Source organism: Comamonas antarctica (assembly GCF_013363755.1).
In the GTDB taxonomy this organism is placed as follows: Bacteria; Pseudomonadota; Gammaproteobacteria; order Burkholderiales; family Burkholderiaceae_C; genus Comamonas; species Comamonas antarctica.
Genome location: NZ_CP054840.1, coordinates 295,252 through 311,937 on the forward strand (window position 1 = coordinate 295,252; position 16,686 = coordinate 311,937).

Consider the following 16,686-nt stretch of genomic DNA (forward strand, 5'->3'; position numbering starts at 1 on the left):
CCTGAAGCGCCCCGCCTGCGGGAGGGGCGCTTTTTTTGCGCCGGCTAGAACCGCGGCAGGTCGGGATGGCTGATCTGCCCGCCGCGCACCAGCATCTTGCCGTACTCGGCGCAGCGGTGCAGCGTGGGAATCACCTTGCCCGGGTTGAGCAGGCCCTGGGGATCGAACGCGGCCTTGAGCGCGAACATCTGCGCGTTCTCCTCGGCGCTGAACTGGGTGCACATCGAGTTGAGCTTTTCAATGCCCACGCCATGCTCGCCGGTGACGGTGCCGCCCATTGCCACGCTGGTCTCGAGGATGTCGGCGCCAAACAGCTCGCAGCGCCGCAGCTGGTCGGGATCGTTGGCATCGAACAGGATCAGCGGGTGCAGGTTGCCGTCGCCGGCGTGGAACACATTGGCGCAGCGCAGCTGGTACTTCTGCTCCATGGCCTGGATGGCGAGCAGGATGTCGGCCAGGCGCTTGCGCGGAATGGTCGAGTCCATGCACATGTAGTCGGGGCTGATGCGGCCGCTCGCAGGAAATGCGTTCTTGCGCCCGCTCCAGAAACGCAGGCGCTCGGCCTCGTTGGCGCTCACGGTGATGGCCGTGGCGCCGGCGTCGCGCAGCACCGCGCTCATGCGCTCGATCTCCTCGGCCACCTCCTCGGGCGTGCCGTCGGATTCGCACAGCAGGATGGCTTCGGCCGTGAGGTCGTAGCCGGCCTTGACGAAATCCTCGACGGCGGCCGTCATGGGCTTGTCCATCATCTCCAGCCCGGCGGGAATGATGCCCGCGGCAATCACCGCCGCCACGGCCGCGCCGGCCTGGCGCACATCGGCGAAGCTGGCCATGATGCAGCGCGCGAGCTGCGGCTTGGGGATCAGCCGCACCGTGATCTCGGTGGCCACGGCCAGCATGCCTTCGCTGCCGATCACCGTGGCCAGCAGGTCGTAGCCCGGCGTGTCGAGCGCCTGGCTGCCGAAGGTGACGGGCTCGCCCGCCATGGTGAAGCCCTTGACCTCGAGCACGTTGTGCACCGTGAGGCCGTACTTGAGACAGTGCACGCCGCCCGAGTTCTCGGCCACGTTGCCGCCGATGGTGCAGGCGATCTGGCTCGAGGGATCGGGCGCGTAGTACAGACCGAACGGCGCCGCGGCCTCGCTGATCGCGAGGTTGCGCACGCCGCATTGCACGAGCGCCGTGCGGCTGTAGGCATCGACCTTGAGGATGCGGTTGAACTTGGCCAGCGACAGCACCACGCCCAGCGCATGCGGCATCGCGCCGCCCGACAGCCCGGTGCCCGCGCCGCGTGCGACCACGGGCACCTGGAGTGCATGGCAGGCCTGCAGCACGGCCTGCACCTGGGCATAGGTTTCGGGCAGGCAGACCACCAGCGGGCGCTGGCGGTAGGCCGTGAGGCCGTCGCACTCGTAGGGCGTGGTGTCTTCGCTGTGCCACAGCAGCGCATGCGCGGGCACATGCGCGCTCAAGGCCTGCACGATCTGCGCCTGGCGGCGCGCGCGCTCGGCGGGGGAGGGCGAAGACGCGGACGCAGGGGCTGGGAGGGCGGTGTTCATGGCTTCAGACTTTAGGCGAAGGCGCGCCGGCGTGGTGTGAGTTTTCTTTCAGCATGTCTTGAAAAGTTCCGGGGACGCAGGGTGCGGGAGGCATTGCCTCGTGCATTGAGCGAAGGCTGGTTTTCGACCAACTCAGCACCCAGTGCGAACGGTGGCAGTCACTGGCGCGCCGCAGCGGTGGCGCGCAGGCTGTCCATCAACAGTTCGCTGGCCGGGGTCTGCGCGCGCCCGCGCAGCGTGATGATGCCGACCTGCGGCAAGTCGATGGGCAGCTTGAGGTCGAGTATGCGCAGCAGCCCCTGGCCGGCGAAATGCTCGGCCACGCCGCGCGCGAGAAAGCCCACCGCGGGGCGCTGGCGGATGCATGACAGCGTGACCAGGAACGACGCGGTCTCGACGATGTCCGCGGGCGGCTGCAGCTGGTGCTTGTAGAACATCTGCGCGAGCTTGGAGCGCGACGAGGCCCAGGGCGGCGGCACGACCCAGGGCAGCTCGGCCAGCATGGGCCAGCCGGGCCGGGCGGCGCCAGCCAGCGGGTGCTGCGGGCTGACCACGATGCACATCGCCTCGGGATACAGGGGCTCGGTTTCAAGGTCGGGCGAGGCATAGCCGGGCTCGAGCCGGCCGACGATCAGGTCGAGCTCGCCGACGCGCAGCCGTGGCAGCAGCCGCGTCAGGTCGCCTTCCTCGACCATCACCGTGGTCAGCGGCGATTGCTGCTTGACGCGCAGGATCGCCGGCATCAGCAGGCTGGGCATGGCCACGACCATCGCGCCGATGCTGGTGCGGCCGACGCCGCCGCTGGCCGCGGCGTCGATCTCGTCGCGCGTGCGCTGGTAGTCGGCGAGCACCGAGCGCGCGAAGCGCACCACGCTCACGCCATGCGCCGTGGGTTCGGTGCCGCGCGTGGAGCGCACGAACAGCTGCAGCTCGAACATCTTCTCGATCTCGGCGAGCATCTTCGACACCGCGGGCTGGGTGATGGACAGGAATTCCGACACCCGGCCCAGGTGGCGGAACTCATCGAGCGCCACCAGCAATTGCAGGTGGCGCAGCTTCAGGTTGGAACGGAGAACACGGTCGATCTGGCTCATGGCGGCATTGTGGCTTCATAACTGTTTCCTCATGAAGACAGTCCGCTATTTCATTGGATGGCAATCCTGATGTTCAGAATAATCGGCAAGCCTCGATCCCATAACAATCATTCGGAGACAACGATGAAGACATCCCGTTCCATGGCACGGCGCCAGTTCGTGCTCGCAGGCCTTGGCGCCGCTGCCGTTGCCGCGGTGCCTGGCCGCGTTCTCGCGTCCACCTATCCCGAGCGTCCGATCACCTTCATCTGCCCCTGGCCCGCGGGCGGCACGGCGGACCGTTCGATGCGCATCATCTGCCAGATCGCGGCGCGTGAACTGGGCCAGCCGATCGCGCTCGAAAACCGCGCCGGCGCCTCCGGCATGATCGGCACCAAGGCGCTGGCCTCGGCCCGCCCCGACGGCTACACCATCGGCCAGATCCCGATCTCGGTCACGCGCTTCTCGCAGCTGGGCACGGTGCAGCTCGACCCGCTCAAGGACTTCAGCTACATCGCGCGCACCTCGGGCCAGACCTTCGGCATTGCCGTGCCCGCGCGCTCGCCGTTCAAGACGCTGGCCGACGTGGTCGCGCGCGCCAAGGCCCAGCCCGGCACCGTGACCTATGCGCACGCCGGCATCGGCGGCGCCACGCATGTCGGCATGGAGCAGTTCGCCCAGGCCGCAGGCATCAAGTTCAATGCGATTGCCTACAAGGGCGGCTCGGCCGCGCTGCAGGATGTGCTCGGCGAACAGGTCGACCTGCTGGCCGACAGCAGCTCCTGGGCGCCGCATGTCGAAGCCGGCAAGATGCGCCTGCTCGCGACCTGGGGCGAGGCGCGCACGCCGCGCTTCAAGGACGTGCCCACGCTCAAGGAACTGGGCTACGACGTGGTCGTCGAGGCACCCAACGGCATCGGGGCGCCCAAGGGCCTGCCGCCGGCCGTCGAAAAACGCCTGCGCGAGGCCTTCCGCGCCGCGGTCAACAGCGAGGAATTCCGCAAGGTCGCGGACAGCATCGACGCGCCCGTGATGTACCTCGACGCGCCCGACTACCAGAAGTACATCCAGGCGACCTTCCAGCAGGAAACCGACCTGATCCGCAAGCTCAATCTCAAGGAGCTGATGGCCAGGGGCTGAGTCCCTGGTCCGTTGGCGTTTTCCACCCCGCTTGCCGCTTTTTCCATGACCCAAAGTCCCCTGCTTCGCCTGCACCCGAACGACAACGTGCTGGTCGCGAAGAATGCCATTGCGCTGGGCGAAGCCATCGCCGAGTTCGGCGTGCGCGCCCGGGCGCAGATTCCCGCCGGCCACAAGATCGCGGCGCGCGCCATTGCTGCCGGCGAGAACGTGCTCAAGTACGACACCGTGATCGGCGTGGCAGCGCGCGACCTCGAAGCCGGCGACTATGTGCACAGCCACAATCTGACGCTGGTCGACAGCTACCGCGATCCCGGGTTCTGCCAGGATGTGCGTCCCGTCGACTTCGTGCCCGAGGCCGAACGCGCGAGCTTCATGGGCTTCGAGCGCGCCGACGGCAGCGTCGGCACGCGCAACTTCATCGGCCTGCTGTCGTCGGTGAACTGCTCGGCCACGGTCATCAACCGCATTGCCGCGCATTTCACGCCCGAACGCCTCGCGGCGTATCCGAATGTCGACGGCGTGGTGGCGTTCGCGCAGACCAGCGGCTGCGGCATGTCGTCGCCGAGCGAGCATTTCGATGTGCTGCGGCGCACGCTCGCGGGCTATGCGCGCCATCCGAACCTGGCCGGTGTGCTGATCGTCGGACTGGGCTGCGAGCGCAACCAGGTCAGCTCGCTGGTCGACTCGCAGGGCCTGCAGGCCGGCCGGCTGATGCGCACGATGGTGATGCAGGACGTGGGCGGCACGCGCCAGACCATCGAGGCCGGCATTCGCGCCATCGAGGAAATGCTGCCCGAAGCCAATGCCGCCGAGCGCACGCGCGTGAGCGCCGCGCACCTGAAGATCGGCCTCGAATGCGGCGGCTCGGATGGTTTTTCGGCGATCACCGCCAACCCGGCGCTGGGCGCGGCGATGGACATCCTGGTGCGCCATGGCGGCACCGCCATCCTGTCCGAAACCCCCGAGATCCACGGCGTGGAGTTCATGCTCACGCGCCGCGCGGCCACGCCCGAAGTCGGGCAGAAACTGCTCGACCGCCTGGCGTGGTGGGAGCGCTATGCGGCCGGCCAGAACGCGCAGTTCAACGGCGTGGTCGGCCACGGCAACCAGGCCGGCGGCCTGGCCAACATCTTCGAGAAATCGCTGGGCTCGGCCATGAAGGGCGGCACCACGCCGCTGCGCGCGGTCTATGAGTACGCCGAGCCGATCACCGAGAAGGGCTTCGTGTTCATGGACTCGCCGGGCTACGACCCGGTGGCCGCGACCGGGCAGATCGCCAGCGGCGCGCAGCTGATCTGCTTCACCACCGGCCGCGGCTCGATGTTCGGCAGCAAGCCCGCGCCGACCATCAAGCTGGCCAGCAACACCCCGATGTTCCGCCGCCTCGAGGAGGACATGGACATCAACTGCGGCGTGGTGGTCGATGGCGAACTGACGGTGCCCGAGCTGGGCCAGCGCATCTTCGAGCAGATCCTCCGGCATGCCTCGGGCGAGCCGACCAAGAGCGAGCAGCTGGGCCTGGGCGACCACGAGTTCGTGCCCTGGCATCTGGGCATCGTGAGCTGATGGCTTTTTCCTTCTTCCCTTTCTTCCCTTTCCCGCCATGCCACTGACTCTTTCGCGCCCCGACCTGCAACGCACGGCCAACTTCATTGCCGGCGAATGGCAGCCTGCGGCCCCCGGTCGCAGCCTCGATGTGACCGACCCGGCCACGGGCGGCGTGATTGCCGCCGTCCCTGATTCCGGCGCCGCCGATGCGCGCGCTGCCGTGGATGCGGCGCAGGCCGCGTTTGCCGGCTGGCGCCGGGCGCCGGCCAAGCAGCGCGCGCAGATCCTCAAGCGCTGGAACGATCTGGTGCTCGCGCACCAGGAAGACCTGGGCCGGCTGATCTCGCGCGAGCAGGGCAAGCCGCTGGCCGAGGGCCGCGGCGAGGTCGCCTACGCGGCCAGCTACATCGAGTGGTTTGCCGAGCAAGCCACGCGCGCCAATGGCGAGGTGATTCCCGCGCCGGTGCCGGGCCGGCGCATGTTTGCGCTGCGCGAGCCGGTGGGGGTCGTGGCCGCGATCACGCCCTGGAACTTCCCGGCGGCGATGATTGCGCGCAAGATCGCGCCGGCGCTGGCCGCGGGCTGCACCGTGGTTTGCAAGCCGGCCGAGGACACGCCGCTGACCTCGCTGGCGCTGGTCGCGCTGGCGCATGAAGCCGGCGTGCCGCCGGGCGTGCTGAACATCGTCACCGCCTCGCGCGCACGCACGCCCGAGGTGGTCGATGCCTGGCTCGACGATGCGCGCGTGCGCAAGATCACCTTCACCGGCTCGACGCCCGTGGGCAAGCACCTCGCGCGGCGCTCGGCCGACACGCTCAAGAAGCTGTCGCTGGAGCTCGGCGGCAATGCGCCGTTCATCGTGTTCGAAGACGCGGATCTCGAGGCCGCCGTCGAAGGGCTGATGCAGGCCAAGTTCCGCAACGGCGGCCAGACCTGCGTCTGCCCGAACCGGGTGTTCGTGCACGCAGCCGTGCATGACCGCTTTGCCGAACTGCTGGTGGCGCGCGTGGCCGCGCTGCAGGTCGGCCCGGCCAGCGACGCCGGCTCGCAGATCGGCCCGATGATCAACGACCGCGCCGTGGAGAAGATCGAGCGCCATGTGCAGGACGCGGTGGCGCGCGGCGCGCGCGTGCTGACCGGCGGCACGCGCCTGCCGGCGCTGGGCGCGAACTACTTCGCGCCCACGGTGCTGGCCGATGCCGATGCGAGCATGGCCTGCGCCTGCGAAGAGACGTTTGGCCCGGTCGCGCCGCTGACGCGCTTCAGCAGCGAAGACGAAGTCATTGCCCAGGCCAACGACACGCCGTTCGGGCTGGCCGCCTATTTCTATTCCAGCGACCTGCGCCGCATCTGGCGCGTGGCCGATGCGCTCGAAACCGGCATCGTCGGCATCAACGAAGGCGCGCTGGCCGCCGAGGCCGCGCCGTTTGGCGGCGTCAAGGACTCGGGCTACGGCCGCGAGGGCTCGGTGCACGGGCTCGACGATTACCTGCACACCAAGTATGTGTGCCAGGGTCTGCTTGATTGAACACCCCCTGAGCGGCTGTCGCCGCTTCCCCCTCTCAACCTTCGGTGGAGGGGGACGGCACCCTCGGTGCGGGGCGGCCCTTCCTCGGTGCCCCTGAGCTGGGGCGCGCCAGTTTCATACATTGCGTGTACGGCTCTTACATAGGAGTAATTCCATGCCTTCCAACAATCCCTTCAAGGCGGCGCTGGCCGCCAAGCAGCCGCAGGTCGGCCTGTGGCTGTCGATGGCCGATCCCTATATGGCCGAAGTCAGCGCCAGCACGGGTTTCAACTGGCTGCTGATCGATGGCGAACATGCGCCCAACGACCTGCATTCGACGCTGGCCGCATTGCAGGCCGTGGCCGCCCATGGTGCGCAGCCCGTCGTGCGCGCGGTGCAGGGCGATACCGCGCTGATCAAGCAGCTGCTGGACATCGGCGCCAAGACGCTGCTGGTGCCCATGGTCGATAGCGCCGAGCAGGCGCGCGCGCTGGTGTCGGCCACGCGCTACCCGCCGCTGGGTATCCGCGGCGTCGGCAGCGCCGTGGGCCGGGCCTCGCAGTGGAGCGGGCGCAGCGACTACCTCGATGTGGCCGATGACGAAGTCTGCCTGCTGGTGCAGGCCGAGACCGTGACGGCGCTGGGCAATCTGGAAGAGATCTGCGCCGTCGACGGCGTGCATGGCGTGTTCATCGGCCCGGCCGATCTCGCCGCCTCGATGGGCTTTCGCGGCCGCCCCGGCCACCCCGAAGTGCAGGCCGCGATCGAGAACGCGATGCGCACCATCGTCGCCTCGGGCAAGGCCGCGGGCACGCTGACCTCGGACCCGGCGCTCGCGCGCCGCTACCTCGAACTCGGCTGCACCTTTGTTGCCGTCGGCGTCGATCTGCTGATCTACGCCAATGCCGCGCGCCGGCTCGCGGGCGACTTCCTGGGCCGGCCGGCCACTCCTGTAGCATCTGCCGAATCCCGCGGAGCGTATTGAACATGACTTCCCTTTCCACCATTCCCCACGCGCAGGTGCTTGCCGAGCTGCGCGCCATCGTCGGCGACAAGGCCTGCATCGACGTCGCGGCCGACATGCAGCCCTTCACCACCGACTACCGCAAGCTCTACCACGGCAGGGCGCTGGCCGTCGTGCTGCCGGCCGACACGCAGCAGGTGAGCGCCGTGCTGGCGCTGTGCTTCAAGCACAACGTGCCGGTGGTGCCCCAGGGCGGCAACACCTCGCTGATGGGCGGCGCCGTGCCCGACGCCGCGGGCAACGCCGTGGTGCTGAACCTGCGCCGCATGAACCAGGTGCTGGAAATCGACGTCGTCAACGACACCATGACGCTGCAGGCCGGCGTGACGCTGCAATCCGCGCGCGCCGCGGCCGAGGAAGCCGGGCGCCTGTTCCCGCTGCGCATCGGCTCCGAGGGCTCGTGCCAGATCGGCGGCAATCTCTCCACCAATGCCGGCGGCACCGCGGTGCTGCGCTACGGCAACATGCGCGACCTGACGCTGGGCATCGAGGCGGTGCTGCCCGATGGCCGCATCTACTCGTCGCTGCGCGGCCTGCGCAAGGACAACACCGGCTACGACCTCAAGCAGCTGTTCATCGGCTCCGAAGGCACGCTGGGCATCATCACCGCCGCCGTGCTCAAGCTGATGCCGCTGCCCAGCGCCACGGCCGCGGCCTGGATTGCCGTGCGCGACCCGCATGCCGCCGTCGAACTGCTGGGCGAGGCCAAGCGCGTGGCGGGCCAGGCTGTCACCGCGTTCGAGCTGATCTCGGGCCCGGCGCTGACGCTGGTGCTCGAATCGATGCCGCAGCTGAGCGCGCCGCTGCCCAGCGCGCATGACTGGATGGTGCTGATCGAGCTGACTTCGGGCGGCGACGCCGAAGGCCTCGACGCCACGCTGATGCAGATTCTCGAGCAGGGCATGGAGCGCGGCCTGGTGACCGACGCGGCGATTGCCGCGAGCATTGCCGACACACGCGCCTTCTGGATGCTGCGCGAGGAGATCTCCGATGCGCAGACGCGCACCGGCGGCAGCATCAAGTGCGACATCTCGATTCCGCTGTCGAAGATCGCCGATTTCATCGCCGACGCCTCGGCCGAGGTGCTGGCGCTCGCGCCCGATGCGCGCATGGTGATCTACGGCCACATGGGCGACGGCAACGTGCACTTCAACCCGCTGCGCCCCAAGGACGTGAGCGCCGCCGACTTCCTTGCCGCCAACTACGCGCGCGTCTCGCACGCCGTCGACGGCCTGGCCACGGCGCAGAACGGCTCGATCTCGGCCGAGCACGGCATCGGCGTGGCCAAGCGCGACGACCTGCTGCAATGCAAGTCGCCGGTGGAGCTGGAACTGATGTGGCAGGTCAAGCGCGCGCTCGACCCGAAAAACCTGCTGAATCCGGCCAAGGTGCTGCCGGTACCGGAGGGGATGGCGTAAGCGGATCTTGAGCGAGGGCCGTTCATCCTTCGACAGGCTCAGGACGAACGGGGCTATGCCCGTTCGTGGTGAGCCTGCCTGGGCGGCCCCGTCGAACCATGAAAGGCCTGTCCTCCAGGCAAGGCAACACAAGGTGTTTAAGAAACCGCCTGACTCAGCCACTGCACGAAAGCCGCGCACTCCCACCTATCCATGGTCCCCGTGTGCCAGCATAAATAATGCGCATGCGGGCTGGGCACATCGAGCGGGAACAAGCGCACCAGCGTGCCGTTGTCGAGCCAGGGCGCGCCCAGCTTGAGGCGCACCGGCGCCACGCCCAGGCCCGCGGCCGCGGCGTCGCACAGCAGGCCGATGTCATGGAACTGCGAGCCTTCGACGGGCTCGGGCCAGTCGAGGCCGGCGGCGTCGAACCAGCCGCGCCAGGGCTCGAGCGGGCTGCGCAGCAGCGGCAGGCCTTCGAGGTCGGAAGGCTGCGCGAACGGCCCGTGCGCGCGCACGAAGGCCGGCGAGGCCAGCGGCGTGAGCACGTCGCGCGCGATTTCCATGTGCTCCATGTCGGCGTAATGCCCCGGGCCGAAGCGCACGATCAGGTCGGCATCCTCGGCCACCACGTCGAGCAGCGGAATGCTCACATGCAGGGCCAGGTCGATCTCGGGATAGGCCTCGGTGAACTGGCTCAGCCGCGGAATCAGCATGCAGCGCGCGAAGGTCGGCGTGACGGCGATCTTCAGCCGGCGCCGCCCGGTGGCGCTGGCGCTGCCGGGAAAGCGCTGCAGCGCGCCCAGGCCCTCGCGCACATGCGCGAGGTAGGCGCTGCCCTCGCTGGTCAGCGAGAAATCGGCGCGCCCGAACAGCCGGCTGCCCAGCATCTGCTCGAGCTGGCGCACGCGGTGGCTCACCGCGCTGGGTGTCACGCACAGCTCCTCGGCGGTCTGCGTGACGCTGCGCAGCCGCGCCAGCGCCTCGAAGGTCAGCAGGCACTGGATCGGCGGAATGCGCCGCGCCGCGGGCTGCATGGCGGCTATCAGCGAAAGACGACGGTCTTGTGGCCGTTGAGGATCACGCGGCGCTCGCTGTGCCACTTGACGGCGCGTGCCAGCACCTGGCTTTCGGTGTCGCGGCCGCGCGCCGTGAGGTCCTCGACGGTGTCGGTGTGGTCGGCACGCGCCACGTCCTGCTCGATGATCGGGCCTTCGTCGAGGTCGGCCGTCACGTAGTGGGCGGTGGCGCCGATCAGCTTCACGCCGCGGTCATGCGCCTGGTAATAGGGCTTGGCGCCCTTGAAGCTGGGCAGGAAGCTGTGGTGGATGTTGATCGCGCGGCCCGCGAGCTTGGTGCACAGGTCGTTCGACAGCACCTGCATGTAGCGCGCCAGCACCACCAGCTCCGCGCCTTCTGCCTCGATAATCTCGAACTGCCGCGCTTCGGCCTGGGCCTTGGTCGCCGCCGTCACGGGAATGTGGTGGAAGGGCACGTTGTAGCTGGCCGCGAGCTGGTAGAAGTCGCGGTGGTTGCTGATGATCGCGCGGATGTCGATCGGCAGCAGGCCGGACTTCCAGCGGAACAGCAGGTCGTTGAGGCAGTGGCCTTCCTTGCTGACCAGAAGCACGGTCTTCATGTTCTCGGCTTGCGAATGCAGGCTCCAGCGCATCTCGAAACGCGCCGCGAGTTCGGCCAGCGCGGTCTTGAGCGACGCGGCATCGGTTTCGGTGCAGACGAACTGCACGCGCATGAAGAACAGGCCGGTGGCGGTGTCGTTGTACTGCGCGGCTTCTTCGATGTTGCCGCCCTGCTCGAGCAGGAATCCGGAGACGGCGTGCACCAGCCCGCGGCGGTCGGGGCAGGATAGGGTAAGAATGTAGGCTTGGGTCATAGCCCTGCGATTGTCGCAGCAAGGGCCGTTGGTTGTGGATTGAGGAAATACATGCATAAAAAGGGCACGGCCGCGCCGGCTTGGCCATATTGGATCCTGGCGCTGTACACGCTGACTGCGCTGGTATGGCTGGCGGGCAGCGAAAGCCTGCTGCTGCATTGGACCCAGGACCCGGCGCAGATCGCGCGCTGGAAGGACTGGCAGGGCTATGTCTCGATCCTGCTGAACGCGCTGATGGGCGGCTGGCTGCTGCAGCGCCTGCTGCGCTCGGAGGCGGTGCGGCGCGCCGCGCTCGAGCGCCGCGCGCTGCGCCGGCGCGCCGAGAACGCGCGCCAGCGGCTCGCCGCGACCGTGGTCGACAACACCATCGAGGGCGTGGTGGTCACCGATGCCAACAGCGTCATCCTGTCGGTGAACGCGGCGTTCACGCGCGTGCTGGGCTATACCGAACAGGAAATGCTGGGCCAGACGCCGCGCATGTTCAAGTCGGGCCGGCACGGCCAGGATTTCTACGACGCGATGTGGGACAGCATGCGGCGCACCGGCCACTGGCAGGGCGAGATCTGGAACCGGCGCAAGAACGGCGAGGTGTTTCCCGAGCGCATGTCGCTGAGCGCGGTGTACGACAGCACGGACCGCATCACGCATTACGTCTGCATGTTCACCGACATCACCGCCGAGAAGGCGCAGCAAAAGCGCCTCGAATACCTCGCGCGCAAGGACCCGCTGACCGGCCTGGACAACCGGGCCTGGTTTGTCGAGCGGCTGGAGGAGGCGCTCGCGGCCAGCACCGCCGAGTCGCGCAAACTCGCGGTCCTGCTGATCAATATCAACCGGCTGCGCGATTTCAACGACAGCTACGGCCATGCCGTGGGCGACCAGGTGCTGTGCCATGTCGCCACGCGCGTGCAGGCCGCGCTGCGCCCGGGCGACCTGATCGGGCGCATGACGGGCGACGAGATCGCGGTGGCCGCGCGCGACCTGGGCAACGAAGTCGATGCGGCGCAGCTGGCCCAGCGGCTGATCGCAGCCGCGGCCGAGCCCTGGCACCTGCCCGACGGCATGGAGATGCGCGCCAGCGTGAGCATCGGCATGAGCCTCTATCCGCACCATGCGGCCACGGCCGAAGCCCTGCTGCAGGGCGCGCATTCGGCGGTCTATGTGGCCAAGCAGCACAGCGGCGCCGATGCCTGGTGCTTCTTCCAGGAAGACATGACCCAGGCCGCGCGCGAACGGCTGGAGCTCGAGGCCCGGCTGCGCCAGGCGCTGGGCGAAGGCCATCTGCAGCTGTACTACCAGCCGCAGGTCGACATCGCCACGGGCCGCCTCACGGGTGCCGAAGCGCTGCTGCGCTGGCTCGATCCGGTCGAGGGGCTGATTTCTCCGGCGCGCTTCATCCCGATTGCCGAAAGCTCGGGCGTGATCGGCCCGATGGGCGAGTGGGTGATCCGCGAAACCTGCGCGCAGGGACGGCGCTGGCGCGACCTGGGGCTGCCCGAGATCACGCTGGCGGTGAATGTCTCATTGCACCAGTTCCTGCTCACGGACATCGTCGGCTGCACGCAGGCGGCGCTGGCCGATGCGGACTTCCCGGCCGCGCTGTTCGAACTCGAGATCACCGAAAGCGCGCTGGCGCAGCAGCCCGAGGAGGCGCTGCAGGTGCTGCGCCGGCTGAGCAGCCTGGGCCTGCGCCTGGCCATCGACGACTTCGGCACCGGCTACTCCTCGCTGGCCCATCTCAAGCGCTTTCCCATCGACGTGCTGAAGATCGACCAGGGTTTCATCCGCGACATCCCGCAAAGCGCCGACGACATGGCGATCAGCGCGGCCGTGATTGCCATGGGCCACAGCATGGGCCTCACGGTGCTGGCCGAGGGCGTCGAGACCGCCGCGCAGCTGGACTTCCTGCGCGCGCGCGGCTGCGACCATTTCCAGGGCTACTTCTGCAGCCGGCCGCTGCCTGCCGACGCGTTCGAGCAGTTGCTGCGCGACAGCCGCGACCGGCCGCTGGTGGCGTTGGCCCCGGCAGGTTCGGACGCCGCATGATGCGCCTGCATTTTCCGTTGCGCGTGCTGCTGACCGCGGCTGGCGCCTGGGCCGCGGCCCAGCTGTGCCTGTGGTGGAACACGCCGCTGCCCTGGATGCTGGGCCCGCTGATCGCGACCTCGCTGGCCTCGATGGGCGGTGCGCCCACGGCCAGCTGGGGCATGGCGCGCAATGCCGCGCAATGGACCATCGGCGCGGCGCTGGGGCTTTATTTCACGCCCTCGGTGACCGCGCTGGTGGCCAGCATGTGGTGGGCCATCGTGCTGGGCATTGCCTTCGCGCTGCTGCTGGGCTGGCTGTTCGGCGCCTGGCTGTACCGCGTGCATGCGCCGCGCATGCCCGGGGTGCCGGCGCAGGAGCTGCGCGCCACCTGCTATTTCGCCGGCGCCATTGGCGCGGCATCGGAGATGACGCTGCTGTCGGAGCGCGAGAACGCGCGCACCGAACTGGTCGCATCGAGCCACAGCCTGCGGCTGGTGATCGTCACGGTGGTGATTCCGTTTGCGCTGCAGTGGAGCGGCCTGCATGGCATCGGCGCGTGGGGCGCGGCGCGCGTGGTGCATATGCCGGGCCTGGCGCTGCTGGTGCTGTGCACCGGCCTGGGTGCCTGGCTGATGCTGCGCTTGAAGCGCGCCAACCCCTGGTTCCTGGGTGCGCTGCTGGCCTCGATGGGCCTGGCGATGTCGGGGCTGGAGCTGTCGGCCGTGCCCCAGCCGATGATGAATGCGGCGCAGCTGCTGATCGGCGTGAGCCTGGGCGTGCGCTTCAAGCGCGATTTCCTGCGCACCGCGCCGGCGTGGCTGGGCACGGTGGCCGCGGGCAGCCTGGTGCTGATGGCGCTGTGCGCGGCGTTTGCGGCGGCCATGGCCTGGGCCACGCAACTGCCCTGGGTCACCATGGTGCTGGCCACGGCGCCCGGCGGCATTGCCGAAATGGCGATCACCGCCAAGGTGCTGCAGCTGGGCGTGCCGGTGGTCACGGCGCTGCAGGTCTGCCGGCTGATGGCGGTGCTGCTGCTGGTGGAGCCTATGTACCGCTGGCTCTACAAGCGTGCCTAGTGGACCAGGACGGGGTTCTGCGCCAGGCCGGCATAGCTGTCCAGCGTGCTCTCGACCTCTTCCTGCGTGGGAGTCTGCTGCTGCCAGGCGAGGATGATCTTCTGGAACATCTCGGCCCAGGAGCCGTCGAGATAGACCTCCTTGCCCGAGCGCTTGTCGACGATCTCGAAGCCGTGGCGCGGCATCTGGATCTCGGAGCTGGCCAGCGTATCGGTGGGTGCGGTTTCGCCTTCGGCCATGGTCGGCAGGTCGGGCCGGATGTGGAGCACCGCAAAAGTGTCGGAGTCGTATAGCGTTTGCATGGTGATCCCCCCTGGTTGCAAAGTCTGCTGTTGTGCAGCATATGGCGACGCAATGGCAGACTTCAAGCGCTGCCCGCGGAGCCGCAGGCATCAGGCGCTTGAGCCCAGTATTCCACGGATCGCTTGCGCCTGCGCTGCCTGGCAGTACTAAGGCGCCGCATGGGCTTGTAGGCGCAGGTCGGCAAAGTCGCCGTTCGCCTGCGTCAGCCGGATGCGGGCCGGCAGATAGCCCAGGCCCGGCGCGAGCCACAGCGTGCCCTGCTGGTCGCCGGCATGGCGCGGCAGGCGCTCGATGCGCAGCGCCGGCACTGCGCCCACGGGCAGCTCCAGGGTCTCGCTGTCATGCACGCGAAAGGTCCAGCGTTCGGCATCGTTGCTGCCGACGGTGGTGAAGCCGATCTGGCTGCCGGGCGGATAGCGTTCGGGCGCCGCGGCCACCAGTGCCGCGAGCTGGAAGAACACGCTGAGCCGGTCCTGCGCGCCCGGGCCGATGGCGGCGGGTGCCGCGGCGGGCGTGAAGCGCGCCTGTCCCGCAGCAAAGTCGAGTTCGGCGGATTTTTCGCTGCGGCCCAGGTCGGTGAAGCGCTGCGGCACCAGGCCGGCGGCCGTGACCTGTCCGCTGCTGGTCTGCGCGCGCGTGCCGATCAGGAAGGCCTTGATCTGCTGGCGCAGCGCGTAATGCCGGCCGTCGTGCTGCCACAGCAGCTCGGCGCTGGCGTGGTAGTTGAAGCGCTTGGCCTGGCCCGAGACATCGAAGGACAGCCGCGCGGGCGGGGGCAGTTGCACGCTGGCGGGGACTTCGGCCGCCGCGGCCGCATCGGAGGGGGGTGCTTCAGCTGCCGCCACCTCGACCGGCTCGGCGGCGGGTGCTTGCACCGCGGGCGGCTCCGGCACCGCGGGTTCGCCCGGAGCCGCTTCGGCGCGGCTTTCCTGCGCTGCCGCGGGCACTTCTTCTTCGGCCGGCGCAGCAGCCGGCGCGAGCGGCGCGGGCGCGGCCACTGGCTTCGGCTTGGGCTTGGGTTTGGGTTTGGGTTTGGGCTGCGGCGCGGGGACCGGTGTGGCCGCAGGTGCAGGCGCAGGCGCCGCAGCCACTGGCGCGGGCGGCGCAATGCTGCGCGTCATGAACGCCGGCGCGGCCGCCTCGACCGGCGCGGCGGCCGCGGCGGCGCCGGTCCATGCGGGCAACTGCCACAGCAGCCAGCCATGCGCGGCCAGCACGCCGGCGGTCAGGGGCAGCAGCACGCGCTTTTGCATGGCGCTTCAGTCGGGACTGTGGCCCAGATCGGCCGACAGCTGCCGCGCCGTGGCGCGCAGGGCGGTGTCGATGGCGCCGCCATAGGCCGGATCGAAGGTCGCGATCGACCCCAGCGTCGTGATGCCCATCACCAGATGGCCCGAGGAGTCGAACACCGGCGTGCAGAACGCGACGATGCCCGGCAGCAGCGTGTCGACCACGCGCGCCGTGCCATGGGCGCGCACTTCGGCCAGCAGGGCGCGCAAGTCCTTTTGATTCAGCGGCAGGTCGGTGCGGCCGGTCTGCTGCGCACGCTGCATCTCGGCGTTCAGCATGCCCTGCGTCAATTCCGCGGGCAGGTAGGCGGCAAAGCAGCGGCCCGTGGCCGAGGACAGCAGCGGCATCACATCGCCCAGGCGCAGGTTGGCCGTGACCGACTGCGCCGATTCCTCCCAATGCACCACCGTCGGGCCGTGGTTGCCCCAGACGGCCAGTGCCACGGTGTGCTGCAGCGCCTCGAGCAGCGCCGGCATGCGCTCGCGCGCGAGCCGCACCGGGTCGAGCCGCGTCAGCGCCGCCAGGCCCAGCTTGAGGCTGGCGGGGCCCAGGTCATAGCGCGAAGTGCGCGGATCCTGCGTGACCAGGCCCAGGCGCTGGAAGCTCACCAGATAGCGGTGCGCCTTGGCCGCGCTCATGCCGGCGGCGGCCGCGGCTTCCTTGAGCATCAGCGGCGCGCGCGCCTGCGCCAGGCCGTCGAGCAATGCGAAACCAACCTCGACCGACTGTATGCCTGCGCGTTCCTTTTCCATGTGCACTAAAATCCACTCGTTTTGTTTAGGTAAACTGATTTACCCTATCGTAATTCCATGGCTGCCCTTGCCGGCAGCTTTTGTCCCTGTCA

Annotated in this window: 14 protein-coding genes; 7 read left to right on the forward strand and 7 right to left on the reverse strand. The window is 68.9% G+C overall.

Going from position 1 to position 16,686, the window contains the following annotated elements; all coding sequences use genetic code 11:
• Nucleotides 1-44: 44 nt before the first annotated feature.
• On the reverse strand, nucleotides 45-1,559 hold the full coding sequence (locus HUK68_RS01405) for an FAD-linked oxidase C-terminal domain-containing protein (RefSeq protein ID WP_175502586.1): 1,515 nt from the start codon (nucleotides 1,557-1,559) through the stop codon (nucleotides 45-47).
• Between the two features lie 158 nt (nucleotides 1,560-1,717).
• A complete protein-coding gene (locus HUK68_RS01410) occupies nucleotides 1,718-2,653 on the reverse strand; it encodes a LysR substrate-binding domain-containing protein (RefSeq protein WP_175502587.1) in 936 nt (311 codons plus the stop codon).
• Nucleotides 2,654-2,776: 123 nt separating this feature from the next.
• On the opposite strand from HUK68_RS01410, the gene HUK68_RS01415 reads away from it, so the two are divergent.
• The 5 genes from HUK68_RS01415 to HUK68_RS01435 all read left to right on the forward strand — a co-directional run bounded on the left by HUK68_RS01415 (nucleotide 2,777) and on the right by HUK68_RS01435 (nucleotide 9,272).
• Nucleotides 2,777-3,772, forward strand: a complete 996-nt coding sequence (locus tag HUK68_RS01415) for a tripartite tricarboxylate transporter substrate binding protein (RefSeq protein ID WP_175502588.1) — start codon at nucleotides 2,777-2,779, stop codon at nucleotides 3,770-3,772.
• Nucleotides 3,773-3,817: 45 nt separating this feature from the next.
• Nucleotides 3,818-5,341, forward strand: a complete 1,524-nt coding sequence (locus HUK68_RS01420; RefSeq protein WP_175502589.1) for a UxaA family hydrolase — start codon at nucleotides 3,818-3,820, stop codon at nucleotides 5,339-5,341.
• 37 nt (nucleotides 5,342-5,378) lie between these two features.
• The gene (locus HUK68_RS01425; RefSeq protein ID WP_175502590.1) at nucleotides 5,379-6,851 is read left to right on the forward strand and encodes an NAD-dependent succinate-semialdehyde dehydrogenase; all 1,473 of its coding nucleotides are present in this window, start codon (nucleotides 5,379-5,381) and stop codon (nucleotides 6,849-6,851) included.
• 154 nt (nucleotides 6,852-7,005) lie between these two features.
• A complete protein-coding gene (gene hpaI / locus HUK68_RS01430) occupies nucleotides 7,006-7,815 on the forward strand; it encodes a 4-hydroxy-2-oxoheptanedioate aldolase (RefSeq protein ID WP_175502591.1) in 810 nt (269 codons plus the stop codon).
• A 2-nt stretch (nucleotides 7,816-7,817) separates the two neighbouring features.
• On the forward strand, nucleotides 7,818-9,272 hold the full coding sequence (locus tag HUK68_RS01435) for an FAD-binding oxidoreductase (RefSeq protein WP_175502592.1): 1,455 nt from the start codon (nucleotides 7,818-7,820) through the stop codon (nucleotides 9,270-9,272).
• A 137-nt stretch (nucleotides 9,273-9,409) separates the two neighbouring features.
• Here the strand turns inward: HUK68_RS01435 and HUK68_RS01440 are convergent, their stop codons facing one another.
• Nucleotides 9,410-10,288 (reverse strand): LysR substrate-binding domain-containing protein, encoded by an 879-nt coding sequence (locus HUK68_RS01440; protein ID WP_175502593.1) that lies wholly within the window; start codon nucleotides 10,286-10,288, stop codon nucleotides 9,410-9,412.
• 8 nt (nucleotides 10,289-10,296) lie between these two features.
• Nucleotides 10,297-11,145 (reverse strand): formyltetrahydrofolate deformylase, encoded by an 849-nt coding sequence (gene purU, locus HUK68_RS01445; protein ID WP_175502594.1) that lies wholly within the window; start codon nucleotides 11,143-11,145, stop codon nucleotides 10,297-10,299.
• A 51-nt stretch (nucleotides 11,146-11,196) separates the two neighbouring features.
• On the opposite strand from purU, the gene HUK68_RS01450 reads away from it, so the two are divergent.
• A complete protein-coding gene (locus HUK68_RS01450) occupies nucleotides 11,197-13,191 on the forward strand; it encodes a putative bifunctional diguanylate cyclase/phosphodiesterase (protein WP_175502595.1) in 1,995 nt (664 codons plus the stop codon).
• Nucleotides 13,191-14,249 (forward strand): AbrB family transcriptional regulator, encoded by a 1,059-nt coding sequence (locus tag HUK68_RS01455; RefSeq protein WP_175502596.1) that lies wholly within the window; start codon nucleotides 13,191-13,193, stop codon nucleotides 14,247-14,249. The genes HUK68_RS01450 and HUK68_RS01455 overlap by 1 nt, the downstream gene beginning before the upstream one ends.
• Here HUK68_RS01455 and HUK68_RS01460 read toward each other — a convergent pair.
• From HUK68_RS01460 to HUK68_RS01470, 3 genes are all read right to left on the reverse strand, one after another.
• A complete protein-coding gene (locus HUK68_RS01460; protein WP_175502597.1) occupies nucleotides 14,246-14,551 on the reverse strand; it encodes a BTH_I0359 family protein in 306 nt (101 codons plus the stop codon). The two genes, HUK68_RS01455 and HUK68_RS01460, sit on opposite strands and share 4 nt — an antisense overlap.
• A gap of 147 nt (nucleotides 14,552-14,698) precedes the next feature.
• Entirely contained in the window at nucleotides 14,699-15,805 is a 1,107-nt protein-coding gene (locus HUK68_RS01465) for a DUF3108 domain-containing protein (RefSeq protein WP_175502598.1), read from the reverse strand.
• Between the two features lie 6 nt (nucleotides 15,806-15,811).
• The gene (locus tag HUK68_RS01470; protein ID WP_175502599.1) at nucleotides 15,812-16,594 is read right to left on the reverse strand and encodes an IclR family transcriptional regulator; all 783 of its coding nucleotides are present in this window, start codon (nucleotides 16,592-16,594) and stop codon (nucleotides 15,812-15,814) included.
• Between the last annotated feature and the right edge of the window lie 92 nt (nucleotides 16,595-16,686).

What these genes read in the sequence shown, in the direction of transcription:
- HUK68_RS01405 (WP_175502586.1), bottom strand. Translation starts at nt 1,559, where the DNA reads ATGAACACCGCCCTCCCAGCCCCTGCGTCCGCGTCTTCGCCCTCCCCC.
- HUK68_RS01450 (WP_175502595.1), top strand. Translation starts at nt 11,197, where the DNA reads ATGCATAAAAAGGGCACGGCCGCGCCGGCTTGGCCATATTGGATCCTG.
- HUK68_RS01460 (WP_175502597.1), bottom strand. Translation starts at nt 14,551, where the DNA reads ATGCAAACGCTATACGACTCCGACACTTTTGCGGTGCTCCACATCCGG.
- HUK68_RS01465 (WP_175502598.1), bottom strand. Translation starts at nt 15,805, where the DNA reads ATGCAAAAGCGCGTGCTGCTGCCCCTGACCGCCGGCGTGCTGGCCGCG.
- HUK68_RS01425 (WP_175502590.1), top strand. Translation starts at nt 5,379, where the DNA reads ATGCCACTGACTCTTTCGCGCCCCGACCTGCAACGCACGGCCAACTTC.
- HUK68_RS01420 (WP_175502589.1), top strand. Translation starts at nt 3,818, where the DNA reads ATGACCCAAAGTCCCCTGCTTCGCCTGCACCCGAACGACAACGTGCTG.
- HUK68_RS01455 (WP_175502596.1), top strand. Translation starts at nt 13,191, where the DNA reads ATGCGCCTGCATTTTCCGTTGCGCGTGCTGCTGACCGCGGCTGGCGCC.
- HUK68_RS01440 (WP_175502593.1), bottom strand. Translation starts at nt 10,288, where the DNA reads ATGCAGCCCGCGGCGCGGCGCATTCCGCCGATCCAGTGCCTGCTGACC.
- HUK68_RS01435 (WP_175502592.1), top strand. Translation starts at nt 7,818, where the DNA reads ATGACTTCCCTTTCCACCATTCCCCACGCGCAGGTGCTTGCCGAGCTG.
- purU (WP_175502594.1), bottom strand. Translation starts at nt 11,145, where the DNA reads ATGACCCAAGCCTACATTCTTACCCTATCCTGCCCCGACCGCCGCGGG.
- HUK68_RS01410 (WP_175502587.1), bottom strand. Translation starts at nt 2,653, where the DNA reads ATGAGCCAGATCGACCGTGTTCTCCGTTCCAACCTGAAGCTGCGCCAC.
- hpaI (WP_175502591.1), top strand. Translation starts at nt 7,006, where the DNA reads ATGCCTTCCAACAATCCCTTCAAGGCGGCGCTGGCCGCCAAGCAGCCG.
- HUK68_RS01415 (WP_175502588.1), top strand. Translation starts at nt 2,777, where the DNA reads ATGAAGACATCCCGTTCCATGGCACGGCGCCAGTTCGTGCTCGCAGGC.
- HUK68_RS01470 (WP_175502599.1), bottom strand. Translation starts at nt 16,594, where the DNA reads ATGGAAAAGGAACGCGCAGGCATACAGTCGGTCGAGGTTGGTTTCGCA.